The following is a 26,105-nucleotide window of genomic DNA, read 5'->3' on the forward strand; positions in this document are numbered from 1 at the left end:
GATCTTGCAAGCTGCTCTTTTTGCTGTTAGAAACGATTCGTGTACGAATTGTTCCGCCCCCGTTTGTCCGGAATGGATTAGGTAATCCAACAAGAGATGCTTGGAGGAAGAAATTCCTGCAAATGTGCAGCAATTAGTGGGGCGATTGGGTAATAATTCCGAAATACTTGTAAAAGTGCAGGTTTTTTAAGCTAAATCAGGGATAATTGGACGGGAGTGGTTATAAAAACTGCATATACGCATCTTTTTACTCTGAAGCCATAGTTCCAACGAAAAATACCTGCACATATGCATCCTTTGTCCGTTATTCACTCAAACAAGCGACTAACGATCAAAAAAAGAAGCCATAGCGACGCGGGAGTAACATCCTAAGCATCGTTATGACTTCAGTAGTGTACACAATCTATTCGTTAGAACCATAACCTTAAGGAATGAAACTCGCTTATGGGAGTGCCCTTCGTATTTACAATGACGAGTTCACAGCTGGAGCCAGGGATTTATCCCTGAATCTGCGCTGAATCCGTACAAGCCGGAAGAGCATCAGAACAGCTCCGACGGCAAGGCCGGCAATCAAACCGATCCAGTAGCCGAAGGCCTGCCATTCCGTGAAGGTCGCCAGAATGTAGCCAACCGGGAGGCCGATAACCCAGAAGGACACCAAGGCTAATATAAACGCAACATTAACGTCCTTGTAACCTCTTAACGCTCCTTGTGTTGGCGTGGCGATCGCGTCTGAAATCTGGAAGAAGATTGCGAATATAAGGAATTGCTGAATCAGCGCCACGACATGCGGCTCATTGGAATACAAACCTGCAACTTGCTGCCCGGCAGCGAGCAGAATGACAGCTGTTATGAGCGACAGGATAACGGCGGTGCTTATGCCGATCTTGGCATATTTCCAGGCATCTTTCATGCGACCGGAGCCAACTTCGTAACCGACCAGAATCGTTAAGCTCATGCATATGCTTAACGGCAGCATGTAGAGGGTCGAGGCAAAATTCAGGGCTGCCTGATGTGCCGCGATCGTTGTTGTATCATAGCTGCTCATGAACAAGGTGACAGCGGCGAACACGGCCGTCTCGAGGAAGATAGCAAAGCCAATCGGGATGCCGATCTTAAGAATCCCCTTCCAGGCGCTGACAGACACCTTCTGCAGTTGCCGAAAGACGTTAAATCCCGAGAACGGATTCATTCGGTGGACCGTAACGATGGCAATCGCCAATACGCTCCAATACGTTATGGCAGAAGCTACACCGGCTCCAACGCCTCCAAGGCGGGGAAATCCCCACAAACCATAAATGAATAGTGCGTTCAACCCCACATTGATCGGGAGGGTTGAAAGCGTAATGAGCATGGAGATTCGTGTCTGCCCTAGTGCATCGATGAAGCTTCTAAGAACCGTATAGGCAAAGAGTGGCACGATACCGGCCGAAATGGCCGCCAGAAATTGACCCGCGATTCGGCGAACTTCCGGTTCTAGGTTCATCGCACCAAGAATAGAAGGGACGATGGCGTAACCAATCCCCAGAACGATTAGGGCAAGGAGGATGGAGAGCAGAGTGCCTGATTGACTTGATAGGCGACCTTTCCTTCTTGCTTGGCGCCGATTAGCTGCGATACGATGGGCGTAATCGCCATCAGGATTCCGCTTAACCCGGTTTGTACCGGAATCCAGATGCTGGTTGCAATGGCAACGCCAGCGAGATCGACAGAACTGAATTTGCCGGACATGTTCGTGTCGAAAAAAGTGATGGCGGACAACGCAAGCTGGGTGATCAATATCGGAATCAGAATGATAGCGAACTGTTTCAGCTTGCCGCCGGTCGTGGTTGTTGGTTGCATGATGGGGATAAACCTCTCTCTTATGAAATGGATGCCGCAGCGTACCCGTTATATGGCTGGGATTCCCAGCCTACAATACTTCCTTAGGGAGCTGTCCGTTAGAGCTTACATCAACCTGCAGGTCAATGTAAGCTTTATATTCTTATCATAGCACCTGGTGTCAAGCTGGACGCATGGAAAGAAGAGAAGAGGAGCCCAAACGAAAAGAAGGACAACCCTTGCTAGAGGTTGTCCTTCTTGGTTATTCACCCGTTGTCACGTATTCCACGTTCGGCGTATAGCGGTTGGACGCATTCCAGAGCAGAAACTCATCGACGCCCGTGTCATTCAGAGCACGAATCTGTTCTTCTATCTCTTTCTTGCCATATTTGGCATAATTGCCGTTTCCAAGCCAGCTGGCCGTGAAGTCCTGAATCCATGGCCGAATGATCGGCTTCTTCTCATCCAACTCGTCCAGCTTCTTATGCGTGTCTTCCATGGAGCCTTTTATCGTCTGGTAAGGAGCCTTATCCGGTACCGGGGACCCGAACCAGCCAGCCGTGTAATGGCTTGGATAGACCATGGGGCTAATGATGTCGACATTCTTGGAAATCTTGACGAAATCCTGTCCAATGCCCTCGGCTGCGGGTACCGAAGCGGCGTAACCGAAAATATCAACCGATACGCGAATGCCCAGCGGTGCCAGTTCTTCACGGGCATATTGCACGAAATCGGACACGACGTCCACACGTGATTGCTCCGTCTTGGTGTATTTCAGCGAGTCTGCGCGCTTCTCGAATCCTTCGGGAAAACGCACATAATCAAACTGAATTTCCTTAAATCCAAGCTTCGCCGCTTCTTTGGCGATTTCAATGTTATAATCCCACACTTCCTTACTGTACGGATTAACGAAGCTGTCGCCGCCGCTGTTGCTCCATACGCTTCCATCGCCGTGACGGAAGGAGAGTTCCGGATTCTTCTTGGCGAGGATGGTATCCTTGAACACAACGACACGTGCGATCGGATAGATATCGTGTTTCTCCAGGCGTTTCATCAATTGCTGGATATCTCCGATGAAGGGCTGAGACTTTCCGAGTTCTTGCAGCTTCGGATTATCTGTCTTGTACGTTATGTATCCCTCATCGTCCTTGATATCAATTACCATCGCATTAAGATCAGTTTGATCCAATAAATCGACAAGCTGATTCATGCGGGACCCCCCTGCGCTGTAGGCTGTTACATAAATGCCCTTAACCTTAGGCGCATCCATTTGCGGATCAAGTTCCGTTGTATTGGGTTTGATGTCGTCCTGACCTTGCTGGTTTTGATGCTTGTTCTGGATAAGTATCGTATTCAATGAGGCCGTAAGTTTGCTGGATGCGCTAACATCCTGTGGACCTGAGCCGCCACTAAAGCCTGCAGTGGCCAACATAAGCAGTGCCAAGATGATATTCATAATTACTCTCTCCCTTGTGTACATTCACATCACGATTATAAAGGATCGCCAACTTGCAAAAAGAACAGGATTGTTACACAATCCATAAGAACTTGGGTCGTGTGGCAGGCATATTTTGTACATTAAACAGGTGAATGGCGTTCTAAACGAAAAAATCCGTTTTTTTTGGTAGCGGGTGTTGAATTTTCACAATAAATGGTGAGGGAGTGACTAGAGGGATTGAAGTTTCTTTAGTATAGGTTATTTGCTAAAAAAAAATGCCGCTCATCCTCCACTAAACAGTGGAAGAAGAACGGCATTCGCCTTGCAGTTATCAGGTCTTGCAGTAACATATTAATGAAGCGGTGTCTGACTCTGATGCTCGCAAATGCTGAACTGAATAATTTCCAGGGCATCATCCTGCTCAAGAATACTCAGTCCATCCCTAAGAACGATCATGGAATTGAGCTCGTTCTGTCTGAAGAAGGGTATCATTTCCGGGAACCATTTCATGACGATTTGTGACAATTTTACCGTTTCCATTTCCATAAAAATCACCCTTTCCTTCCAGTTTTGGTTAGGCAGGACGTCTTCAGTAAAACGGAAAAACAATTAAAATTGGGCCAATGAGAGATGCCCGGGAAACAGATCTCATGAATATTGTAGGAACCGCGCACGAATATTATACCACAAATTTGCCGCTTACTCACAGGGGCATTGATTTAATTCTTGCGGAATTGACCCATGACTGCCGTCGTTTCCACAATGTTGACGAAGGCGTCGGGATCGGTCTCGGTAATGATCTGCTTCAATTCCACCAGTTCATATCGTGTAGTCACCGTCATAAGCATATCCTTGTCTTTGTGGCTAAAGGCTCCTTGCGTCTTGATCTTGGTAATACCGCGCGGTCGTTTTAGCAATTTTTCAAGCAATGCCTCGGTTTGGTTGGTCACGATAAAGACCGTAACTTTAATATGGCTAATATGTAGCATATCAATCATTCTTCCAGCTACATATATTGAAGCCATGGACGCAAGGGCAAGGTTCCAGTTCTGCTCCAGATACGCTACAGCGAGAATGACGACGGCGTTAAGGGTTACGAGCACACTCCCTACAGGGAAATCACGGTACTTCGTCACGATGGAGCCGATAATATCAAAGCCGCCGGTGGAGCCGCCAACGCGAAAGGATAAGCCAGTGCCAAATCCGACCAATACGCCGCCAAATACGGATGACAACAGCATTTCAGTAGCAACGGCTTTAACAGGAATGATCTCCAGGAAGAGGGAGGTAGCGACAACGGATACTATGCTAAGCACAACGAATCGTTTGCCTAGCTGATACCAACCTGCAATCAGGATCGGAATATTAAGCACGAAATACATAATGCTAATATTGAGCGGCGTGAAATAGCCGATGACCATCGCCACGCCGGATACGCCTCCGCTTAGCAAATGGTGGGGGATCAGGAACAGGTTGAACCCGCCTGCGATAATCAGAGCGCCCAGTACAATGGACACATAGGACCAAAGACGCTTCAACATAGGAATCACCTCCCGGTTATTATGACTTGTTTAAGCTTGCTGGTATTCCAGAATTGTTTTGTGATATAATGTATTGGATATTCTTGAGTAGTCCGTTACATTTGATAACTTTACAAGCTTATCAGGATGATTATACATTAGCCAGTCCCCATTTTCGCTGGTGTTACAAGAGAAATATACCGGTTTGCCTCGTGCAGAAAATCCTGCTGGCCAGGAAAGCCTATAAACGTTACCACTACTTAAGAATACAGAGAAGAAAGTGGATGTCCACAGATAGAAGGAGTATGAACCTATTGAAAAATTTTGCAGATTTTGGCTTGGAGCCGCGAGTGCTTCAAGCAATTACTGAGCTTGGCTTTGAGGAGGCCACGCCGATCCAATCCCAATCGATTCCGATTGCTCTCACCGGCAAGGATATGATTGGACAAGCACAGACAGGTACAGGTAAGACAGCAGCATTCGGCCTTCCTCTCATTCACAAGATCGCCAAGGAAGAAGAGCGTATCGTCGCTCTCATCATGACGCCTACCCGTGAACTTGCCATTCAGGTTGCTGAAGAGATTGGCAAGCTTTCCCGTTTCAAGGGAATTCGTTCGTTGGCTATTTATGGCGGGCAAGATATCGGACGTCAGATTCGGGCATTGAAGAAGAAGCCTCAGATTATTATCGGCACACCTGGTCGTTTACTTGACCATATAAACAGAAAAACCATTCGTCTTGACGATGTTCAGACCGTTGTTCTGGATGAAGCGGATGAAATGCTTGACATGGGCTTCATGGAAGATATTCAATCCATTCTCAAGCTTGTACCCGATGAGCGCCAAACTCTTCTGTTCTCCGCGACAATGCCTCCGAACATTCAGAAGCTCGCTTCGCAGTTCCTGAATGAACCTGAGCATGTATCCGTTATTCCGAAACACGTCAGCGCTCCGCTGATTGACCAAGCGTATATCGAAGTTCCAGAGCGTCAGAAATTCGAAGCGCTGAGCCGATTGCTCGATATGGAATCACCTGAGCTTGCCATCGTATTCGGACGCACCAAGCGTCGTGTTGATGAACTGGCAGAAGCGTTGCAAAAACGCGGATATTCTGCAGACGGATTGCACGGTGACCTTTCCCAGCATCAGCGCGATACCGTTATGCGCAAATTCCGTGACGGCAGCATCGATGTGCTGGTGGCTACGGACGTTGCTGCGCGCGGTCTCGACGTATCGGGCGTAACGCATGTCGTCAACTTTGACTTGCCGCAAGATCCGGAAAGTTATGTGCACCGTATCGGTCGTACGGGCCGCGCGGGTAAAGAAGGTACTGCATGGTCTTTCGTAACTCCTCGTGAGATGGATCACCTCTATTTCATCGAGCGCGTTACGCGTCACCGTATCCCTCGTAAGCCTTTGCCAACGATTGCAGAAGCGATTGAAGGCAAGCAACGCATCATCGCTGAGCGCGTGCTTGAGATCATCGAGCAAGGCGAATTGACGGAATACAAAGGTCTGGCTATACAATTGCTGGAGCAATATGACTCTGTACAATTGCTGGCAGCTGCGATGAAAATCCTGACTGGTGACAAGAAGGAAGCGTCGGATATCCATCTGACACCGGAAGATCCAATCCGCGCCAAGCGCCGGAAGCCGGACATTCGCAGCGGCCGTAAGCCGAGCGGTGGTTACGGCGGACGTAACAACAGTGGTGGCGGCTATCGTGGAGGCAATCGTGACGGTGGCAGCAGCGGTAATCGCGGCGGGTACTCCAAGGGCGGCTACAACCGTGATGGCGGAAGCAGTTACGGCAACCGCGAGGGCGGCTACAATCGCGATCGCAACAGCAGCAGCAATAGCGGAGATCGCAAGCCGCGTTCATACAGCGGCGGCGACCGTCGTCCTAACCGTGGCGGCGACGAATAAGCCATAACAACAGACAAAAGACGAAGCAACAGCTCATCACAGATGAGCCGTTCCTCGTCTTTTTTTCATGTGCCTGCGACGTACTTCTCAAGGAAGCAGCCATGGCCGCGCAGTTATTACCACGAATGTAGTGTATCCATTATACTGTTGCTGACAGACAAAGGGACATTAGATATAGAATGTGCTGAGGATAATAACCAGCAGGATGAAGAGAACGAGAACTATACCTGTAGTTCCTCCGTAACCGTAACCGCCAACGCCACCTACACAAGACATATATAATCCCTCCCTCTTGTTATCAGAATTGTTGCATTGAAATGAATGGATTACGAGATATCGTATGGAAAATCGCTGCGCTCGGATTGGACACCTACCCATCGTTACGCAAATTAGGCTCTGGCAATGCATGGGCAAAATAAGGTATATTAATAGATACATGCATGATTAGAGTGAGGAGGAAATGTTTTGGAAATGAAAGGAGCCATGGGTGGCTTATATAGCTCACCGAGTGGATTACCCGTATTGCTTTTTCAAATATCTTGTGGGTCCTATGCGCATCGCCATTCCTGTTTATCGTCTTGACCAAATTCCTGATGGCGGTACAAACCCCGAATGCACACAATGAACAGCTGCTGTCGAATTGGATCTTGGCCATTCTGTCCCCGTTCGTTCTGTTCCCTGCCACCGCTGCCTTGTTTACGGTGGTACGTAAATGGGTGATGGGCAATCCGGATGTATCGGTATTCAAGACTTTCTTCAGCGGTTATAAGGAAAATTACAAACAGAGCATGATCGGTGGCTTCGTATATACGCTGTTGTTCGTGATTATGTACGTGGACTACACGGTGTATATGACGCAATTGGATGGATTCCAGTTAGTCGGCATTGTCATGTTGGTGCTGCTTATCGTCCTGTTCGTTTCCTTATTCAATTTCTTCTCCATGACGGTTCACTATGAGATGAAGACGACACAGCTGCTTAAGAATGCGGTACTGCTGACATTAATCCGTCCTTTCCGTGTATTCTCGACTTTGGCTGGAAGCGCTATCGTCATCTATATCGGGATGCAAATGCCAGTATTGTTCGTAATCTTCCTCTTCTGTATTATTGCACTGCTCGCCTTCTTCAACTTCTACGCGACGTTCACCAAGATGCAGGAGCAGCAGGAGAGAATGAAGCAGAAGGAAGAAGAAGAGTCGGAGACCGAGCAGGCACTGCTGGAGACAGCCGAGAAAAAAGGCGATTCCAGTTCAAAATCGTAAGCGGGCAGGTTTACTTTTCCGGCAAAACACCCTATAATAAGACTACATCCTGCGATGTTCGTTTCGGTTTTCCGTTGTTTTGAACCAATGACGATGTCTAGGGAGATCAATATGTAATCGTGGCTGGAAGGCCCTGTCTATAAGACATGGGGAATTCATAAGCGATTCTGCGGTCACCCACCTGCTATAGCAGGTTCGAAGACAATGTTTACCGGACGGCATAGGCGGGTTTCTATCAATCCATGAATGGGCATCTCTTTTATTTCGTATCCGAAGTGAAAGAGGTGCCTTTTTGCTGTATATAATGGTTTGCTGAAAGCCTAAACAATGTTAAACTAGAGTATGGAAGGGAACGGTCATTTATAAAGGAGGAACGGTCTTTGTCATTAAAAAGAGTTCTGATTGGTATCGTGCGCAGCTATGACGGCACAAGCGACCGTGCGAAAGATCCCAAGCTGAAGACGCGTTATTACAATCTTTCAAAAGAAAAATGTTTTGAAGAGGTCTCCTCTACACTGAAGAAGATTCCAGGTTACAAGGTTCTGCACGAGGTGAAGTCGGTAGGCGAAATCACCCTTGAGAAGAGAACCTCGTTCGGACGGACACTGGACATCACCGTCTCCGTGCTTGGCATTAGTCCGGTCCGCAGTGCGGTAGATATGTATTCAGCCTCCCGGGGTTCACTTGGCGATCTGGGGGCGAATTATCGTGTAATATTAAACTTGTACGCTGTACTCGACAAGAAGCTTAGCAAGTATCGAGTGGATGCGTAACCGAATACGAACGAAAAAGCGGGAGAGTAGCTCTCCCGCTTTTTAAAAGTTTTCGTTCCATCTCTATGTAGCGCTTGGGTTATGATCGGAGGGATTTAACAGCTTCGACTGCGGCTTCGTAATTCGGATGCTCCGTCATTTCGCCAAGATATTCGACATAAGCGATGGTGTCATTCGCATCGATAACGAAGATCGCTCGCATATCGAGCTGGAATTCCTTGATCAGTACACCATAGGCTTCACCGAAAGAGCGTGTCTTATAGTCGGACAATGTGATGACCGAGTCTACACCTGCGGCACCGCACCAACGGGCTTGGGCGAATGGAAGATCAGCACTGATCGTGAGGATTACAACATCTTCTCCAAGTCCGGCGGCTTCTTCGTTGAAGCGGCGAGTCTGGGCATCACATACACCTGTGTCCAGAGACGGCACAACGCTGATTAATTTGATTTTGCCTGCATAGTCCTGAAGAGATGCGTCCTCCAGCAGATTCTTGCTGACCGTAAAATCCGGCGCGGCATCACCAGCCTTCAGCTGTGGTCCGATGAGTGTAATAGGATTGCCCTTGAATGTGGCAGCTCCTGAACGTTCTTGAGCCATGATAAATCTCCTCCTTGTATATCAAAGTTTGGTGATCAGGTTCATGGTACATTATAATCTTTTTAAAAAGGGTATGTCCACAAATGGCGACCCGGCCTGGCAAGGATGAGGAGGAATGCTATGATATTCGTACGTTATGAAAATTGGAGAAGCTACTTACGGGCTTATCCTGTAACTTCACTGCTGTTAGTCATCAATATTGTTATGTTCATCATCGTGTCCTTCGACGGAGGCTCCCGGAATCCGGTGGCACTGCTGAAATACGGAGCGATTACCGATCTGCCGCAATTCTCCGGCGAGACCTGGCGATTATTCACGGCGATGTTCCTGCATAACGGGTTTGAGCATCTGCTCTTTAATAGCTTTGCACTGCTGGTCTTTGTACCGCCGCTTGAGCGTATTATGGGAAGCTGGAAGTTCGCTATCCTGTATCTTCTAAGCGGATTGTTAGGCAATATCATTGGACTCGCCTATTATGAACGAATGCCGGAGTATACGTTCCTTGTAGGCGCATCAGGAGCCATCTATGGAGCATACGGGGCTTATCTGTACATTGCGCTGTTCCAGCGCCATGTCATCGATGACACGTCCCGCAAGACGCTGTTCACGCTGCTTGTGCTTGGGATCCTGTTCTCGTTCACCCCTGGGGTCAGTCTTATAGCTCATGTTGGTGGATTACTCGGTGGGTTCTTCCTCTATGGACTCATGATTCGGTTATTTAAAAGTCGGACATAATCGGACCTTGGAAGGTCTGTTATAATAGAAATTGGATAGATGGGTTTAGAGTCTTCCAGGGAATAAGAATGGAGCGATAAAAGGCGTGGAATTAAGACAGTTGCAATACTTTGTCAAGGTTGCGCAAAAAGAGCACGTTACCCAAGCGGCCGAGGAGCTGCATGTAGCACAATCAGCCGTCAGCCGACAAATACATCAGTTGGAAGAAGAGCTAGGCGTGAATCTGTTCATGCAGAAGGGCCGGAACCTGCAATTAACGCCGGTCGGCCAGCTCTTCTGTAAGCGAGTCGAGAGCATCATGAAGGATTTGGACCGTGCGGTCGTCGAAATTCATGAATTTCTGGACCCGGAGCAAGGGGAGATCCGCATCGGATTTCCGCATAGCCTGGGGATACATTTAATTCCGTCCATCGTGGCTGAATTTCGGAAGGAATATCCGAATGTAAAATTCCGTTTCAAACAAGGGATGTTCCCGACGCTGATTCGCGATGTGATTGGGGCCGAGGTGGATTTGGCCTTCGTGTCTCCATTTCCGGACCGTCACGATCAGGTTGATGGCGATGTGGTACTCACGGAGGAGTTATTCGCGGTTCTGCCGCCGAATCATCCGCTTGCCGGAGAGAATTCGATTAAATTGGAGCAACTGAAGGAAGAGCGCTTCGTTTTGTTTAGCAAGGGTTATTCCTTACGCCCCATCGTGTGGCATGCATGTCTGGAGGCAGGGTTCACCCCTAAAATCGCCTTTGAAGGTGAAGAAACGGATACGATTCGCGGGTTAGTAGCCGCAGGAATGGGCGTTAGCTTGCTGCCGGAGATGGCGCTCTTCCAGACGAACCCGTTGCAGCCGGCACGGGTACAGATCTCGGAGCCGAAGGTTACGCGCTCCATTGGCTTGATTCACCGTGCCGATGAGAAGCTGCCGCCGGTTGCGCAAGCCTTCCGCGCTTTTTTACTGCAATATTTCGGTATCGAAAAGACAGGCAAGAAGAAGGAGGAAGATGTAGGGACGAATTCCGCCCCGTCTCCCTAGGCAGTTTGTCGTATGCGTTCTGCAGAACGTCAGCGAAATATTCACCATAAACAGAAGAAGGGCTTTCCTTACCGCCGATACATGGCAGAGAGGAAAGCCCTTTTGTTATGCTTGAATGTTTTAATCGCGGTTGCTCGTAAAGATCATGATGTAGCGGATCAGCTCGAGCAAGGAGATCAAGGCTGCAGCTACATAAGTCAGTGCCGCGGCGTTCAGTACCTTGGCTACCCCACGTTCTTCATCGTTGGAAATGTAGCCTTCTTGTACCATGAGCTGACGGGCGCGGTTACTAGCGTTAAACTCGACCGGCAGGGTGACGAGCTGGAAGGCAACGGCACAGGAGAAGAAGATGATACCAAGACCTACCAAGTTCATCGCCTGGAACAAGAAACCAGCAATCAAGAGAAATGGTGCGATACCGGATGCAAAGTTAACGACCGGGAACATTCTGTGACGAGCGACCAGCATCGGATAGTGTTCGGCATGCTGAATTGCATGGCCCACCTCGTGACAGGCAACTGAGACCGCGAGATGGAGCGTTCGTAGTAGACAGGCTCTGACAGACGGACAACGCGTTTCGTTGGATCGTAGTGGTCAGAGAGCGTTCCTGGCACGGGTTCAATCGGTACATCGTGCAGACCGTTCGCATCGAGCATGCGTCTGGCTGCATCATAACCGGTCAATCCGGTGCTGTTCTCAACGACAGCCCACTTCTTAAAGGTTCCCTTGACGCGGAACTGAGCCCACAGGGAGAAAATAAAAGCAATGATAATGAGAAGAAACATCCAGTCTGAGTACATTTATCATACCTCCGTTATTTAATTTGGCAGTGCTACATTGAAGTAAACTGATTCAGTAAGATCTGAAGTGACTCGATACAGGCAGCTCCTTTAGGCAAAATATTAGCAAGCGCCTCTCGAGCTTGACTTGGTTTCAGCTCACTGAGAAGCGGATTAAGTTCCTTGACATCGCGTTCCAGTTGCTTCATCTGTATCTCAAGCTTGGTCAGCTTCTCCGTCATTTCGGAATCGTCTGTCACGGATTTCAATCGATCCAGTCTATCCTTAATCTCATCGAGAGTATATTTCTCTTGCTTCAACTGATTAATACGTTCGAGAGTGCTTAAGGTTTCAGAACTATACAGCCGGTAATTTTTCAATGTTCGTTTTTCAGGGGAGATCAAACCCAGCTTCGTATAGTAGTCGATCGTCCGTTCGCTGATTCCGGCCGCCTTAGCCAGCTCACCTATTCGGAAAAGGTTCCCGCTCATGATCCCCATAATTATCACCTCACAAGCCTTCATTGGACGTACCGTTAATGAATGCATTTATATTTTCATTTTAATAGAAATATGATACATGATTAGGAACCATACAGTCAAACGTCATAGTTGTGACGAATTTAGCCTATCATGATGCGGTTTATACCTTACATCGATTTTAATGCCGTTTGCACTGTAAACACTTAATGTTATATTATCTTACATAAAAGACGTATTTCGGACTTTTTTTTGAAAAAAACCGTTGCGAATTTCAGAATCGCCCCCTATAATGACAATATGAATTCAAGTTGATGTTACATTAGTTAACACAAAGGGGAGTGTAAAACATGAAAAAAAGATGGCTTGGTTTAATGGCGGGATTGATCGCATTACTCGCATTCCCGGCGAGCGCGTTCGCCGCTGATGGGGGAGCCTCCAACCTAGAATTAACAGCAGGATTGAACTCGGTATTCGTATTCTTGGCAGCACTACTCGTGTTCTTCATGCAAGCAGGCTTCGCATTACTTGAAGCTGGGTCGGTTCGAATGAAGAATGCAGGTCACGTAGCAGGTAAAACCTTCCTGACTTTCGGTATTGCGATCGTCGCATTCTGGGGATTGGGATTTGGTCTAGCCTTCGGTAATGGTAACAGCTTCTTCGGGTTTGAAGGTTTCTTTCTAAGCGGTGATAATGCATCTGGATCGTTTGATTCATTGTCCGGCTTCGATGTACCGACCACCATCATGTTCTTGTTCCATCTATCCTTTGCAGCTGTATCCTTGGCGATTGCTTGCGGCGGTATGGCTGAACGGGCGAAACTAAGTGTATACATCGTATTCGGCCTCTTGTTCACGATTGTCATTTACCCGATCGTTGCACACTGGGTATGGGGCGGCGGCTGGCTCGGAGATCTGGGCATGCAGGACTTTGCCGGATCAACAGTCGTTCACTTAACCGGTGCCACTGCGGCGCTTGTGGCCACTATCCTTCTGAAGCCTCGTCTTGGCAAATATAATAAAGATGGTAAGCCAAACAGTATTCCTGGTCATAACCAGGTGTTGTCTGTACTCGGCGTGTTCATTATCTGGATCGGCTGGTTCGGTTTCAACCCAGCAGCACGATCTCTGCATTAACTGACGGCTTCTTCGGTTTCGTAGCATTGAACACGAATATCGCCGCAGCCGCAGGAGCGCTTGCCGCATTGTTCATCTCCTGGGCAGTTCTCGGCAAGGCCGACATTCCAAGTATGCTTAACGGTATTCTTGCCGCATTCGTTGCAATCACAGGTGCTTGTGCTTTCGTTGAGCCTTGGGCAGCCGTTGTCATCGGTGCTGTAGCGGGTACAATCACGTTCTTCACGGCGCAATGGTTTGACCGCAAAGGGATTGATGATCCTGTATATGCATTCTCTGTGCACGGTATTGCAGGTATGTGGGGTGCGGTTTCCACAGGTTTGTTCGCAGCACCAAGATTGGTTGAAATTACAGAAGTAGGTCAAGCGGGATTGTTCTATGGCGGCGGTTTTGCTCAGCTGGGCGTACAACTGCTCGGTCTGATCGGTACGTTTGCCTTCGTACTTGTGATCTCATTCGTTATCCTTTATGTCATGAAAATCACGATGGGTCTTCGCGTAACAGAAGAAGAGGAATTGATGGGTCTTGATATCAGTGAGCATGGCACTTACGGATATCCAGAACAAATGAAGCTTCTGGTGGAGTCGGAAGGAAAGACACCGGATCTTCGTTCTTAAATCACTACTAAGCCACAAGTGGCTTCTCGAAATTTGTTATAAGGAGGTCGCGGCATGAAACCTCTGAAATCCGTAAATCCGTTTCCGTTATTCTCGGAAATTCAGAAAGCAGACTCAGCCCAGCAGTTATGTGATGAACGGATCGCTTGTCAGAATCAACTCATCGAGATGAGTAAGAACGTGGAGCTGAGAGAATGGATCGCATCAATCAATCAGATGCACGATCTGATCGGACAGCGTGCCGCGGCAATCTGTGAGCAGAACATGGAGGAGGCTGGCTTCGGCCGGCCTCCTGCACGTTATGCGTTTGTTGCATTTGGCAGTAGTGGAAGGCAAGAGGCCACTCTGTGGAGTGATCAGGATAACGGTTTGATTATCGGAGATGAACTGGAAGAAGGCCAGCTTCCCTATTTCAGGGAATTTGGCGCTCGTTTGGCTGATGCACTGGAATTAGTCGGATATCCCAAATGTTCTGGCAAAGTCATGTGCTCAGAGCCGTTATGGAGCAAGCCGCTCCATCAATGGAAAGTGCAGATTAGTGAATGGTGCAGCGATCAGCAGTGGGAGCCGGTGCGCAATTTCATCATTGCTTCAGATCTTCGACATATTGCCGGCAGCCGTGAGTTATCGGAGTCGTGGCTGCAGCATTTTCGCAGCTCAGTTGAACAGTACCCGAATATTGGTCATGCTGTACTGCGGAATACGGTGAAGCATAAGGCCACGCTCAATGTGATGGGACGAATCGTCACCGAGCGGTTCGGCGAGCATGCCGGTGGGTTTGATGTGAAGTATGGCGCCTATATTCCGTTAGTAAACAGCATACGTACCATGGCATTACAGCGAGGTATCATTGAAAGTTCCACATTGAAGCGGATCGAAAAAGTTATTCTGCTTGAAGGTGGGAATCTGTTGCTCGAAAGCGTTCAGGAAGCGTTCTGGACGGCTCAGCGGCTCAGGAATGATACGCCTTACGAGATCGTCGACGGTTTAATAACAAGCAGCGGATATATTCCGCAGGAACAGCTGAAGGATAAAACCATGCAGTACGAGCTGCGCGATACGCTTGGTATTGTCAGAAGAATACACCGTTCATTACAGCGAGAGCACCGTTTTGCAGAAAGGAGGAGCCTATGACAGATCCGGTACGTTCGAACGGAGGTTTCTGGCGATCATTGCGTTCAGGGAACATCAACTCGGCGTTAGCGTCGGTCCGCGGAGTGCAATCGGCCCAGCAGATGGCTTTCATCCGTTCGCAGATGAAGGATAACCGCAGACCGGAAGCTCTGGGCACGCCTCTGGACGAACTGGAGGTCGTTGTATTCGATCTGGAGACAACGGGGTTTAACTACCAGCATGGTGACGAAATATTATCCTTAGGTGCTGTGCGGGTTGTAGGCGAGCAGGTAAAAAAAGAAGAAACCTTCCACATGGTCGTCAATAGCGGTGTGCCAGTGCCTCCCTTTATCACGGAGTTAACGGGCATTTCCCAGCACATGGTTGATGCAGCCCCACCTTTAATGGAGGGGCTGCATGATTTCATGGCATTTGTCGGCGGGAGGGTACTGGTCGCACATGCGGCGGCACATGATCGCGGTTTTTTGAATGCGGCTTTATGGAAGACGTCGAAGGTGCGGCTTACGCACAGACTGCTGGATACGATGATGCTGGCACAGAAGCTGTACCCTGGTCAGAGTGATTATAGCCTCGATGAACTGCTGCACAACAGCCGGATACCGGTAGAAGGCAGACATCATGCTCTATCAGATGCGTGCATGACCGCTCGGCTATGGGCGGACTATATAACAGAGATTCAGGCACGCGGGGATGCAGAAACCCTTGGAGATATGTATGTGTATTTAAGTGAAAGTTAACGATGGCCGTGCCCGATATTCAAGGGAATCGATGTCAGCGTATATACTGGAGTTGCGGTATGGCTGCTGCTGATCTTATACGTCTCTAAATGAATCGTGCGCTGCTCGAATACAGCAGGAGCGGCAATCGCGTATATCCTCATTAATCCTCCGAACGATTGAAGCTGAGCAAGATCGTTGCCCGAAGGGGCGGGGGTCGAATGCGGATGACTGTGGAACAATCCGATAATTCCTCGCTCCGTGAACAGGGTCGTTGTCCATAGCTTCGGATCGAGTGCAAAAGAATGCAGCGGGTCCTCCGCTGTATTTTTTATCGGAATAATGCGGGTAACCGTATAAACTTGCTTTTGTCCATCCAGGACTCCGATCAACACACCACAGGCTTCGTACGGGAAACAGGCATAAAGATGTTCGGCCAGATGCTGCATTACATCCGAACGGATGATGAGTGTATGCGAGCCAGCTTCTTGATCGGACATGATGCGGCGAACCTCCTGCCTGTGAACAATTTGTGATCCGTGTTTTAAAAGGATAGGGTTTCAGGGTACAATAAGGAGTATAACTTCAGTATTAGCAAAGGAACCCATAACCTATGAAACGTAATTGGATCATTGTGGTCCTGCTCATTATTGCAGCCGGGGCTGTTGTTTATAATCAAGCGGGTGAGAACATTCAGGCCGTGTTCATGCAGGAACAGCCGCTGCCCACAGAAACCGGGGCCAAGGAGGGCCTGCTGGCTCCATCCTTTACACTGAAAGCGATGGAGGAAGATACTTCGTATTCCGGTGGCGGCCAACGGGATAAAGCGATGCTAATTAACTTTTGGGCCTCCTGGTGCGAGCCGTGCAAGCTGGAAGCGCCTGAACTGAGTAAACTGGCTTCAGCATATCCGGACGAGCTCGATATTTATGGCATCAACGTATCTAAGTACGATAATGCGAAAAAAGCGCAGCAGTTCGTACAGGATTTTGCCTTGCAATATCCTGTTCTTGTCGATCCCGATGGTGAAGTATACGAAGATTTGTATAAAGGAAAGGTGTTCCCGATGAATGTCTTGATTGATCGCAATGGTGTCATTCAGGAGATCATTCTTGGTGCACCAGAGCCCGAGGATCTGCATAAGAAGGTCGCGAAGCTCGTGAAGCAGTAACTAAGCAAGCTCACATATCGCCTGCAAGTAAACAATAAGCGCGCACCGTAACCATCGGATGCGCGCTTATTGTTATGGACAAGGCATTAGTGATTAATGAGTCCTTGTCTGGAGGTCGATTCCTGGGAATGTTCCGGTCCGATGGCTCCGAGCAGAGCGTATCGCATACTGTCAATCAGTGCTTCCCAGCTCGCTTCGATCACGTTACTGGATACGCCGACGGTATTCCAGGAGTTCTCGATATTCTTGGATTCGATGAGGACGCGGACCTTCGCCGCCGTGGCGTCCTTGTCATCGAGCACGCGCACTTTATAGTCGGCCAGATGCATCTCTTTCAGGGCCGGGAAGTATTGTACGAGAGCCTTCCGCATGGCGTTATCGAGCGCGTTGACGGGTCCGTTGCCTTCCGCAGCGGTGTAAATGCTCTCGCCGGCCACCCTGATTTTGACAAAGGCTTCGGATACGACCGGTTGTCCGGCGGATTTCTCCACCAACATCTTGAAGGATTCAAAGGTAAACAGTTCCTTCAAGTCGCCGTTCGCTTCTCGAAGCAGCAACTCCAATGAGGCGTCGGCTCCTTCGAACTGGTAGCCTTCATGCTCCAGCTCCTTGATTTTGCCGATGATATGCTTGGCTTGCTCACTTGCCGGGTCGAAGTCGAGACCCATGTCGTGGGCCTTGGACACGATGTTGCTCTGTCCCGCCAATTCCGAGACCAGCACCCGTTGCTTGTTCCCGACTTTCTCAGGCTCAATATGCTCGTACGTACGGGAATCGCGCAGGATGGCCGATACATGGATGCCGCCTTTATGGGCAAAGGCGGCGTTACCGACGTACGGCTGGTTAACCGGCATATTGACATTGGCAATCTCGCTGATGTATCTGGCTGTATTGGTCAACGTCCGGAGATTGTCGTCACCGATGCAATCATAGCCGAGCTTGAGCTGAAGGTTAGGTATAATCGAGCACAGGTTCGCATTGCCGCATCGCTCGCCATATCCGTTCATCGTCCCTTGAACATGTTGGACACCTGCTTGTACAGCACTCAATGTATTAGCAACAGCAAGCTCACAATCGTTGTGGGTATGAATGCCGAGTGGAGCGCCCGGTAGTTGATCCGACAGGGATGCGACAACGCCGGAAATTTCGTGCGGCAGACTGCCGCCGTTCGTATCGCACATAACAAGCCAGTCAGCACCCGCTTCCCGAGCTTTGGTCAAGACGGCAACGGCATACTCCGGATTGTTCTTGTAACCGTCAAAGAAGTGCTCGGCGTCAAAAATCACTTCAAGCCCCTTCTGCTTCAAGAAAGCGATCGAATCGTAGATCATCGCCAGATTCTCTTCAAGCGTCGTCTGAAGCGCCGTATGGACGTGGAAATCCCATGACTTTCCGACCAAGGTCGCAGCGGAAACGCCGGATTCCAGAATGCGGCGCAGGTTGGCATCCTGATCGGCGATGGAACCTTTGCGCCGGGTGCTGCCAAATGCGGTTACTTTTGAGGTTAAGCCGAGATCCTGGACTCTTTTGAAAAATTCAATGTCCTTACTGTTGCTTCCCGGGATACCGCCTTCAATATAATGAACACCAAGAGCATCGAGCTTCTTGGCGATTTTGACCTTGTCGTCCGCTGACAAGCTGATTCCTTCGCCCTGGGTTCCGTCGCGAAGTGTCGTATCAAAGATGGATATGGACTTAGACATGATGTCCTCCTTTTGGGTGTCCGGGATTGGACCGCATTGTTTATAATTTTGTATTATAGCATTTCTTTGCGGGAAAGTAACAGAGTAAACCAAACTTTTCACAACCGCCCCTTTCTTGACCATCGTCAGGTCGCGCGGTATGCTGGAGGCGGTAGCGTATATATATTGGTAACGGCTTAACTTTAAACCGTATTTAGAAGAAAGAAGGAATCCGTTCATGGGACATATCGACGATTATTATCCGGCCAGCGGCCGTGTTATTCTCCATGTGGATATGAACGCATTTTACTGTTCGGTACATGAAGCGGAGGAGCCGGAACTCTACCGGGGCAAGCCAACAGCTGTGGCCGGCAGCGTAGAGCTGCGTAAAGGAGTGATTGTGACGTGTTCCTACGCAGCGCGTTCCCGCGGGATACGAACGGGGATGACGGTGAGGCAGGGACTCAAACTATTGCCGGAGCTTATCATCATTCAGCCGGATTTCCATCTATATCGTAAATATTCCAACGCGTTTATGAATATCGCATACGGTTATACACCGCTGCTCGAAGCGACCTCTATCGATGAATGTTATCTTGACATTACCGGCTCGAAGCAGTTTGGCACACCGCTGGATATCGCAAGTGAAATCCAGCATCGGATACGTGAAGAATTGTCATTACCTTGCTCGGTTGGCGTAGCTCCCAATAAGCTCCTCGCCAAGATGGCTTCCGATATGAAGAAGCCCAACGGCTTGTCCGTTCTGCGCATTCGTGACGTGCAGAACGTGCTGTGGGGCAAGCCGTGCGCTGAGCTGTTCGGAATTGGACGCAAGACGGCGGACAAGCTCAGGAAATTGAACATCCAGACGATTGGTCAACTAGCTGCTGCTGAGGAGAGTTTACTCGTTTCGGTGTTTGGCGTGACCGGTTCCTGGATGAAACGCGCGGCAGCCGGCATCGATCATGCGCCGGTCGTGGCTGAGCGCGAACAGAGCAAATCCATCGGTCACACGACTACGCTCCCCAAAGACGTTACGACGCTGGAAGAAGCAAGGCGCATTCTGCTAAATCTGAGCGATCAGGTGGGGCGTCGACTTCGCAGGCAGGGGCTGTTATCCAGCGGCATCCAAATTACGCTCCGTACGCCGGATATGAAGACGATCACGCGTTCCAGACATCTGCCGAATCCTACGGAGACCACAGAGGATATCTACCGGGAAGCCTGTCAGTTGTTTGAGCGTCACTGGAAGCCAGGCCTGCCGCTCAGGCTCCTGGGCGTTACCTTACAGCAGCTTATCACAAAGGAAGATTCGGCAATTCAGCTCGACCTGTTCAGTTATGAGCAGCAGCCGAAGAAGGAATCCCTGACTCGGGTGATGGATGAACTGCGCAACAAGTTCGGAGAGAGTGCCGTCCTGACCGCCGGCATGCTCAGCGAAGATCCCTCATCCCTGATTCGCGATCATAAGCGCAGAGGGACTTCCCTGCAGATGGATTTCGAGCGAAATCTCGGTGAGGATCATCAGAATAAGAGGCAGGACGCTACGAAAAAGGACGAATGAATATGTGATTCTGAGTGGAAAATGATTTGTATTCCGAAAACAATTGTATTAATATATGTAGATGGTGACGGTAAACCGTCAGCTTATATTTGCTTATAGAGATGTTTATAGATATACAGGAGGACGAGAGACTATGGCAAAGTTTACTTGGGTGGATAAAGATACCTGCATTGCTTGCGGCGCTTGTGGAGCAACAGCACCCGACATCTATGATTACGACGACGAGGGATTGGCCGAAGTCATATTTGATGGGGATAGCAACCGCGGAGTAACCGAAATTCCCGAAGATATGCATGAAGATATGCTGGATGCATGTGATGGATGCCCTACCGATTCCATTCGAATTGCTGACGAGCCGTTTAACGCGGAGTAAATAGATAAGCTGCACTTATATCAACGTCCTTTGCTGTATAGCAAAGGGCGTTTTTTCGTATGACATCTCATACATAATCTTCGTGCGCCAACCGATATAAAGATTAATAGATAGATCGACCGTCGTATGGGAGGAACTCGAATGAACCATTCGCTGCACCTCAAAAGGTATGTCGAAACGCACCCGGACAACAAAATGGCCTGGTATTTGCTAGGCAAGGAATATGAACGGGCCGGCGAGCAGGGAAAAGCTAATTATTGTTATAACAGGGCTGAGGAAGTCTATGAAGCCTTTGAACGGAGCCAGGTTCCGTCTGATATATGGAAGAGCTACGAAATGCGTTTGCTGCAGATGGAGAAAGAACGTGAGCGAAAGCGATTAAGAAAACGCTGGTTGCTGGCAGCGTTAATCATGCTGCTACTGGTGTTTATTCCGCCTGTCCAGGCTCCGGGGGCTATGGCTACTCGTCCGTTCGATTGGGGATTCGTAACCGACTCCAATCCGGCGACCGCGGCTGTACAAGGGTTAGAGGACCAGAACAAGAACGGGAGTAACCCACCCTTATTTACCGCCCTCGCATCAAAGCAGGACAAAAATGATGCAGGTGTGCTACCTTCTCTTCTCCAGCATTCCGAGCAGCTGCCTTCGTGGTCGGTTGCGCTTGGTATGCAGCGTTCGGGCAAATGGCTGCTCTGGAGCGAGGACCTTGAACGGTTATACGGACTTTGGCGAGATGAGCAAGGGACGATTGCGATCCGGCCTTTTGAAGGTGCCGCTGCGGAATGTAACTGTGAGCCTGTCAGCAGCTCGGGTTTGAAGCAGAGCGCTGGAGCATGGGCGAAGCTGCAGCTCGAGACGGCGGTGCTTCAACAGGCGGTGAGCGGATATCGGGAGCGTCATGGAAAGTTGCCGGAGAGCTTTGACGTTCTGACGCGCCCTTTTCCGGAGAATTGGCTCTCCGGTCGTTCTGAGACGATGGCAGGCATGTTCGAAGCATTGATGAAACGTCAGTCACAGAAGGGGAGTTCAGGTCGTCCAAGCTTGCCGGGAGGGCTAGATGAAGGGATGCACTGGGGAACTTTGCCGGATGGGGCACCTTTTTTCAAGGAGCCGCTTCGGGTTGTGATCGACAGGAAACATCACCGACTGGCCGTCGTTAGCGGCAATATCATGCTTCGGAACTATCCGGTAGGTTTAGGCGGGAATAAGACGCCGCTTGGCAGCTTCCATATCAGCGATAAAGTTGTCCATCCGAACGGTACGTCTAGAGGACCGTATGGTACAAGAGGCATGCAGTTGTCGGACTCGTTGTACGCCATTCATGGTACGGAGGATCTGGGCAGCATTGGAGCCAATGAATCCGAAGGATGCATCCGTATGCTGAAGCAGGACGTGGAGGAGTTGTTCGACCTTGTTCCGATGGGAACGGCGGTTGTCATTGGGGAAGGGGTTTTGCCTGATGATCTATGGACGCCCCACGAGCGTTTCAAGCTCAAGCACACCAAGGGTCAGACCAACCCCAACACGGTGTATCACTGGCTTTATTAAATCTGCGCGATAACGATAAGTACGATGATGAGGATAATTAGGAGAGCGATACCGGAACCGATCCAGAGTATGGCCTTCTTATTAACCTCTTCTTTTTTTTGCTGTAATGTAGGAGGTTTGCGTTTGGCTGACATGAGCTTTCCCCGCTTTCTCTTAATGATCGAGTGAATACCCTTATATTGTATAAGGTTTGTCCTCAAAATGCCATAACTCTTAGATGAAGGACATCGGCCCGGTTTATGCTGAAGAACTTTCTTTTTCATGCAGAAACGGATAAACTGAAGAGTAGAGAAATCAATGGATGAGAGGAAGAATAGATGTGCTGTACCGCAACATAGGCAAACCGATTTTTTTCAAAATGGATCCCGAGAAGGCCCACCATCTCGTAGTCGGCGGCCTTGGCCGCGCCTCAGGCGTAGTTGGTGCGGACACAGTGATGCGGGGGATGTACGGTGTCAGCGAAACTCCCGATTTGGCCGTCGATCTGTTTGGCCTTCATTTCGCGACCCCGGTCGGGCTCGCCGCCGGATTGGATAAGAATGCACAGGCCGTCAAGGGCTTCTCTTCGATCGGCTTCGGATTTATGGAAGTGGGTACGGTAACGCCGAAGGGCCAGCCGGGCAACGAACAGCCCAGACTGTTCCGGCTTCCGCCCGATCAGGCGCTCATCAACCGGATGGGCTTCAATAACGAGGGCGCAGCGGCGATGGCTGACAGATTGTCAGCCCTCAAGGGAAAGCGGATCCCGCTGGCTGTTAACATTGGCAAGAACAAAGCTACGCCCAACGAGAAGGCCAACGACGACTATCAACCTGTATTCAGGCTCTGTATCCTTATGGCGACTTTTTTGTCGTTAATATCAGCTCTCCGAATACGCCGGATTTGCGTAGCTTGCAGCATGGCAGTGAATTGTCTTCCTTGCTAGAAGCGGTTATGACGGAGATGTCCCGGCAAGCAGCGATTCATGGCGACGCCAAATCCGTGCTGGTCAAAATCGCGCCGGATGTCAGCGATGAAGAGCTGGAATTCATGGTGGATACGATAAGCGCAAGCGGCGTGTCCGGCATTATCGCCACCAATACCACGTTGTCCCGTGAGGGGCTTACGCACGGACATGCAAAGGAAACGGGCGGGCTTAGCGGAATGCCGCTCCGCCAGCGTTCCACGGAGATTGTATCCCGTATATATAAGCAGACGGGTGGAGCTCTGCCGATTATCGGTTCGGGCGGCATCTTTACGGCACAGAACGCTTATGACAAGATACGCGCAGGCGCAAGCCTGGTTGAGATTTATACAGCCTTGATTTATGAAGGCCCTGAAATTAATCGCAAGCTGCATGCCGGTCTGCGGAAGCTGCTTGCAAGAGACGGATTCAGCCATATCTCCGAAGCCGTCGGGGCCGATCATCGATAACATCGGCAAGGGTCAAAGACAGGAGGCAAGTGCGATGGACGTTAGAGACTGGGGGACATTTTTGCTTCCGTATGAGCAGACCGTAGAAGAATTGAAGGTTAAATTCAAGACGATGCGCGCAGAGCTTAAGAAGCGGGAAGAATATTCGCCTATCGAATTCGTAACGGGTCGGATCAAACGGATCTCAAGCATATTGGATAAGGCGAAGCGCCTGAATGTACCGATGGATGAAATAGAGACCGGGATTGAAGATATCGCAGGGATACGGATCATGTGTCAGTTCGTGGAGGATATTCGGCGGGTAGCGCAGTATATTCGGGCGCGGAAGGATCTGACCGTGCTATATGAGAAGGATTATATTACGAATTTCAAAGAGAGCGGTTACCGCAGTTTCCATATGATTATCGAATATCCCGTGCAGACTGCGCTTGGTCAGAAAAAAGTGCTGGCTGAGATTCAAATACGCACGCTAGCGATGAACTTCTGGGCCACGATCGAGCATTCTTTGAGCTATAAATATCGAGAAAGCTTGCCCGAGGAGATCAGAGCAAGGCTTAAGAAAGCGGGAGAGGCGGCTAATACATTAGATACCGAGATGTCCAGCATCCGTGAAGACATCCTTGAGGCACAGCGACGCTTCGAGGATGATTCGAACCTTACGACGCAAGTGCTGAATGCGATCCACAAGCTCTATTTCTTTCACCTGGTCAATGAAGCGATCACTTTCCAAGGTCGGTTCAATGCGATCTGGCAGGATCATGATATGGATGCAATGAGACTGCTGCTGGATGAGGTCAAGGAGCTTCTGGCAGAGGCGAAGAAGAAAGTCAATGAAGATGAATTTTGAGCCGCTGTACGTCGCTTATCTCGTGTATTTTAATCGTGACCGCGATTATTTCGAATGCCATGAAGTGCTGGAGGAGTTATGGCTTGAGCAGGAACGCGATCCAAGGTATAAAGGGCTGCTTCAGGCAGCCGTCGGACTTTTTCATTTTCGTAATCATAACGTTAGAGGCGCTTATAAAATGTTCAACAGCGCGATTAAGCAGTTGGAGCCGTATGCGGAAGATGAGCTTGGCATAGAGATGGGCGTGTTGGTGAGCGAGATGCGTCGTTATGCCAAACAGTTAGCCGCCTATGACATCCTCCCGATTGCATACCGCGATCTGTCGATCGAGATCTGGGATCCAAGGCTTCAGACCGCTGTCGATCAAGCATCGCAGGATATTCGACCGAATATCCCGCAGCGTACGAAGCCCGAACGCCCCCGTCCGAAACCAGGGGCGATGCAAACGACAGGCCATTCCTAAACAACAAGAGCTGTCCCGAAGAAACGGACCATTCATCCCGTCTTCTGCGGACAGCTCTTGTGTATTTAAGTTCTCTATTTCTCTAGGCCTCTGCGCCCTTGTATTTGTTGTCAATGAATTGCTTGATTTCTTCGATGGACTTGCCTTCATCTTGCAATCGCTTGGCGTCTTGAAGCTCCGTCAGGCAAATACCGCATTGAGCCCCGTGATCGGTCCACTTGACTTCTCCATCTGTGCTCTCAGCGATGAAGCAGCGGTGAAGCGAATCATGGTAACCGTTCTCTTCGTCCATGCAGCCGCAATAACATTTAATCTCTTTAATGATGTCTTCCACTTCGCTTACTGTAGCATAGATGGCTTGCGTGTTGTCCGTGTAATTCGCGAGGAATTCTGGCATGACCGTCAAACTGGCCGTTGTCTCGTACCGTTCGGATTCCGCGCCGTGCTGATGACCGGCGGTTGCGGATTCTTTGCCACCGCATGCACTGAGCAGCATACCGGTGATCACACTCGTCACGAGGATAGCTCGGGCGCGGTTCATGGCGTTACACTCCCTTTGTGTTTATCCAGGAATGTCGTGAAATGCTCGATGGTATTACCTTCTTGCGTACCTTCAGCGCTAATGCCGCCCACGATGCGTTCTTGCTCAACACCGTTCTCAAAGTAAACCAGCGTAGGTGTGAATTCAATATTATAGTCGCGCCAGCCTTCCTGGAACTCACGCAGATTGTATTGATGCAGCGTAACGCCGGCATCGTCAGCGAGTGGCATCAATTGTGGCGTGGTCGCCATACAGTGTGGACAATCGGATGCGAAGAAGTAGACGTAGAAGCTCTCCTTGTTGTCTACTTTTGCCTTCAATTGGTCCGGTAGGATGATCTGCTGATAGTTGGGATCATCAAGCAGAGCCTGCGTAGCCGGATTGAGGTTGGCCACCTTCTTGCCCCCGTACAGGTCGCTGTCGGCGCCTTGCTGATTAATGAAGACGAGCGCGGCGATCAATACGATAAACAGTCCGCCAAAGGCATATAGCATGGTGTAATTGTTCTTTTTGTTGTTTTTCTTGCGGCTCATGATT

At 49.5% G+C, this 26,105-nt stretch carries 23 protein-coding genes, 1 other RNA gene and 5 pseudogenes; 16 read left to right on the forward strand and 13 right to left on the reverse strand.

The window, feature by feature from the left end; genetic code table 11:
• Positions 1–463: 463 nt before the first annotated feature.
• The 4 genes and pseudogenes from JCM10914_RS17800 to JCM10914_RS17815 all read right to left on the reverse strand — a co-directional run bounded on the left by JCM10914_RS17800 (position 464) and on the right by JCM10914_RS17815 (position 4,800).
• A pseudogene (locus tag JCM10914_RS17800) lies at positions 464–1,842 on the reverse strand (MATE family efflux transporter).
• A 241-nt stretch (positions 1,843–2,083) separates the two neighbouring features.
• Positions 2,084–3,277: a putative glycoside hydrolase gene (locus tag JCM10914_RS17805; protein ID WP_023963481.1), complete on the reverse strand. Its 1,194-nt coding sequence runs from the start codon at positions 3,275–3,277 to the stop codon at positions 2,084–2,086.
• Between the two features lie 333 nt (positions 3,278–3,610).
• Entirely contained in the window at positions 3,611–3,805 is a 195-nt protein-coding gene (locus JCM10914_RS17810) for a hypothetical protein (protein ID WP_036718824.1), read from the reverse strand.
• Between the two features lie 173 nt (positions 3,806–3,978).
• Positions 3,979–4,800: a YitT family protein gene (locus tag JCM10914_RS17815; protein WP_023963483.1), complete on the reverse strand. Its 822-nt coding sequence runs from the start codon at positions 4,798–4,800 to the stop codon at positions 3,979–3,981.
• A 293-nt stretch (positions 4,801–5,093) separates the two neighbouring features.
• Between JCM10914_RS17815 and JCM10914_RS17820 the strand changes: the two genes are divergently transcribed.
• Positions 5,094–6,704, forward strand: a complete 1,611-nt coding sequence (locus JCM10914_RS17820) for a DEAD/DEAH box helicase (RefSeq protein ID WP_023963484.1) — start codon at positions 5,094–5,096, stop codon at positions 6,702–6,704.
• A gap of 168 nt (positions 6,705–6,872) precedes the next feature.
• Here JCM10914_RS17820 and JCM10914_RS29325 read toward each other — a convergent pair whose 3' ends face one another.
• A complete protein-coding gene (locus JCM10914_RS29325) occupies positions 6,873–6,980 on the reverse strand; it encodes a sporulation protein YjcZ (protein ID WP_197286857.1) in 108 nt (35 codons plus the stop codon).
• Between the two features lie 189 nt (positions 6,981–7,169).
• Here JCM10914_RS29325 and JCM10914_RS17825 point away from each other — a divergent pair.
• The 3 genes and pseudogenes from JCM10914_RS17825 (at position 7,170) to JCM10914_RS17830 (ending at position 8,739) form a co-directional block, all read left to right on the forward strand.
• Positions 7,170–7,966, forward strand: a pseudogene (locus JCM10914_RS17825) (YesL family protein).
• 43 nt (positions 7,967–8,009) lie between these two features.
• Positions 8,010–8,201: non-coding RNA, 6S RNA (gene ssrS, locus JCM10914_RS28495), on the forward strand.
• A 145-nt stretch (positions 8,202–8,346) separates the two neighbouring features.
• Positions 8,347–8,739 (forward strand): DUF1499 domain-containing protein, encoded by a 393-nt coding sequence (locus JCM10914_RS17830; RefSeq protein WP_023963486.1) that lies wholly within the window; start codon positions 8,347–8,349, stop codon positions 8,737–8,739.
• A gap of 79 nt (positions 8,740–8,818) precedes the next feature.
• On the opposite strand, the gene tpx is transcribed toward JCM10914_RS17830, so the two are convergent.
• Entirely contained in the window at positions 8,819–9,340 is a 522-nt protein-coding gene (tpx, locus tag JCM10914_RS17835; RefSeq protein WP_023963487.1) for a thiol peroxidase, read from the reverse strand.
• 120 nt (positions 9,341–9,460) lie between these two features.
• On the opposite strand from tpx, the gene JCM10914_RS17840 reads away from it, so the two are divergent.
• Both JCM10914_RS17840 and JCM10914_RS17845 read left to right on the forward strand, forming a co-directional pair.
• On the forward strand, positions 9,461–10,075 hold the full coding sequence (locus tag JCM10914_RS17840) for a rhomboid family intramembrane serine protease (RefSeq protein ID WP_023963488.1): 615 nt from the start codon (positions 9,461–9,463) through the stop codon (positions 10,073–10,075).
• Positions 10,076–10,160: 85 nt separating this feature from the next.
• On the forward strand, positions 10,161–11,105 hold the full coding sequence (locus tag JCM10914_RS17845) for a LysR family transcriptional regulator (RefSeq protein ID WP_023963489.1): 945 nt from the start codon (positions 10,161–10,163) through the stop codon (positions 11,103–11,105).
• Positions 11,106–11,225: 120 nt separating this feature from the next.
• On the opposite strand, the pseudogene JCM10914_RS17850 reads toward JCM10914_RS17845, so the two are convergent.
• A pseudogene (locus tag JCM10914_RS17850) lies at positions 11,226–11,905 on the reverse strand (zinc metallopeptidase).
• 32 nt (positions 11,906–11,937) lie between these two features.
• The gene (locus JCM10914_RS17855; RefSeq protein WP_023963492.1) at positions 11,938–12,384 is read right to left on the reverse strand and encodes a MerR family transcriptional regulator; all 447 of its coding nucleotides are present in this window, start codon (positions 12,382–12,384) and stop codon (positions 11,938–11,940) included.
• A gap of 329 nt (positions 12,385–12,713) precedes the next feature.
• Between JCM10914_RS17855 and JCM10914_RS17860 the strand changes: the two are divergent.
• The 3 genes and pseudogenes from JCM10914_RS17860 (at position 12,714) to JCM10914_RS17870 (ending at position 15,987) form a co-directional block, all read left to right on the forward strand.
• Positions 12,714–14,116, forward strand: a pseudogene (locus JCM10914_RS17860) (ammonium transporter).
• A gap of 54 nt (positions 14,117–14,170) precedes the next feature.
• A complete protein-coding gene (locus JCM10914_RS17865; RefSeq protein ID WP_023963495.1) occupies positions 14,171–15,250 on the forward strand; it encodes a DUF294 nucleotidyltransferase-like domain-containing protein in 1,080 nt (359 codons plus the stop codon).
• Positions 15,247–15,987, forward strand: a complete 741-nt coding sequence (locus tag JCM10914_RS17870; protein WP_023963496.1) for a 3'-5' exonuclease — start codon at positions 15,247–15,249, stop codon at positions 15,985–15,987. The genes JCM10914_RS17865 and JCM10914_RS17870 overlap by 4 nt, the downstream gene beginning before the upstream one ends.
• Here the strand turns inward: JCM10914_RS17870 and JCM10914_RS17875 are convergent.
• The gene (locus tag JCM10914_RS17875) at positions 15,984–16,466 is read right to left on the reverse strand and encodes a M67 family metallopeptidase (protein WP_023963497.1); all 483 of its coding nucleotides are present in this window, start codon (positions 16,464–16,466) and stop codon (positions 15,984–15,986) included. The genes JCM10914_RS17870 and JCM10914_RS17875 overlap by 4 nt on opposite strands.
• Positions 16,467–16,579: 113 nt before the next feature.
• Between JCM10914_RS17875 and JCM10914_RS17880 the strand changes: the two genes are divergently transcribed.
• A complete protein-coding gene (locus JCM10914_RS17880) occupies positions 16,580–17,137 on the forward strand; it encodes a TlpA disulfide reductase family protein (protein ID WP_023963498.1) in 558 nt (185 codons plus the stop codon).
• A gap of 86 nt (positions 17,138–17,223) precedes the next feature.
• Here JCM10914_RS17880 and cimA read toward each other — a convergent pair whose 3' ends face one another.
• Positions 17,224–18,840 (reverse strand): citramalate synthase, encoded by a 1,617-nt coding sequence (cimA, locus tag JCM10914_RS17885; protein WP_023963499.1) that lies wholly within the window; start codon positions 18,838–18,840, stop codon positions 17,224–17,226.
• A gap of 217 nt (positions 18,841–19,057) precedes the next feature.
• Here cimA and JCM10914_RS17890 point away from each other — a divergent pair, with 217 nt between their 5' ends.
• From JCM10914_RS17890 to JCM10914_RS17900, 3 genes are all read left to right on the forward strand, one after another.
• Positions 19,058–20,383, forward strand: coding sequence for a DNA polymerase IV (locus JCM10914_RS17890; RefSeq protein WP_023963500.1), 1,326 nt, complete (start codon positions 19,058–19,060; stop codon positions 20,381–20,383).
• A 133-nt stretch (positions 20,384–20,516) separates the two neighbouring features.
• On the forward strand, positions 20,517–20,756 hold the full coding sequence (locus tag JCM10914_RS17895) for a ferredoxin (RefSeq protein WP_023963501.1): 240 nt from the start codon (positions 20,517–20,519) through the stop codon (positions 20,754–20,756).
• Between the two features lie 141 nt (positions 20,757–20,897).
• Positions 20,898–22,304, forward strand: a complete 1,407-nt coding sequence (locus tag JCM10914_RS17900; RefSeq protein WP_023963502.1) for a L,D-transpeptidase — start codon at positions 20,898–20,900, stop codon at positions 22,302–22,304.
• Here JCM10914_RS17900 and JCM10914_RS29330 read toward each other — a convergent pair.
• Positions 22,301–22,438 carry a hypothetical protein gene (locus JCM10914_RS29330; RefSeq protein WP_162834837.1) on the reverse strand — a complete coding sequence of 46 codons (138 nt, stop codon included), beginning with the start codon at positions 22,436–22,438 and terminating at the stop codon, positions 22,301–22,303. The two genes, JCM10914_RS17900 and JCM10914_RS29330, sit on opposite strands and share 4 nt — an antisense overlap.
• Before the next feature lie 185 nt (positions 22,439–22,623).
• Between JCM10914_RS29330 and JCM10914_RS17910 the strand changes: the two are divergent.
• From JCM10914_RS17910 to JCM10914_RS17920, 3 genes and pseudogenes are all read left to right on the forward strand, one after another.
• A pseudogene (locus tag JCM10914_RS17910) lies at positions 22,624–23,717 on the forward strand (quinone-dependent dihydroorotate dehydrogenase).
• 34 nt (positions 23,718–23,751) lie between these two features.
• A complete protein-coding gene (locus JCM10914_RS17915; protein WP_023963505.1) occupies positions 23,752–24,564 on the forward strand; it encodes a GTP pyrophosphokinase family protein in 813 nt (270 codons plus the stop codon).
• Positions 24,548–25,027: a DUF309 domain-containing protein gene (locus tag JCM10914_RS17920; protein WP_023963506.1), complete on the forward strand. Its 480-nt coding sequence runs from the start codon at positions 24,548–24,550 to the stop codon at positions 25,025–25,027. The genes JCM10914_RS17915 and JCM10914_RS17920 overlap by 17 nt, the downstream gene beginning before the upstream one ends.
• 82 nt (positions 25,028–25,109) lie before the next feature.
• Here the strand turns inward: JCM10914_RS17920 and JCM10914_RS17925 are convergent, their stop codons facing one another.
• The gene (locus tag JCM10914_RS17925) at positions 25,110–25,568 is read right to left on the reverse strand and encodes a PCYCGC motif-containing (lipo)protein (RefSeq protein ID WP_023963507.1); all 459 of its coding nucleotides are present in this window, start codon (positions 25,566–25,568) and stop codon (positions 25,110–25,112) included.
• The gene (locus JCM10914_RS17930; RefSeq protein ID WP_023963508.1) at positions 25,565–26,101 is read right to left on the reverse strand and encodes a thioredoxin family protein; all 537 of its coding nucleotides are present in this window, start codon (positions 26,099–26,101) and stop codon (positions 25,565–25,567) included. The genes JCM10914_RS17925 and JCM10914_RS17930 overlap by 4 nt, the downstream gene beginning before the upstream one ends.
• Positions 26,102–26,105: the final 4 nt, after the last annotated feature.

The organism is Paenibacillus sp. JCM 10914 (assembly GCF_001315105.1).
Lineage (GTDB): Bacteria > Bacillota > Bacilli > Paenibacillales > Paenibacillaceae > Paenibacillus_AQ.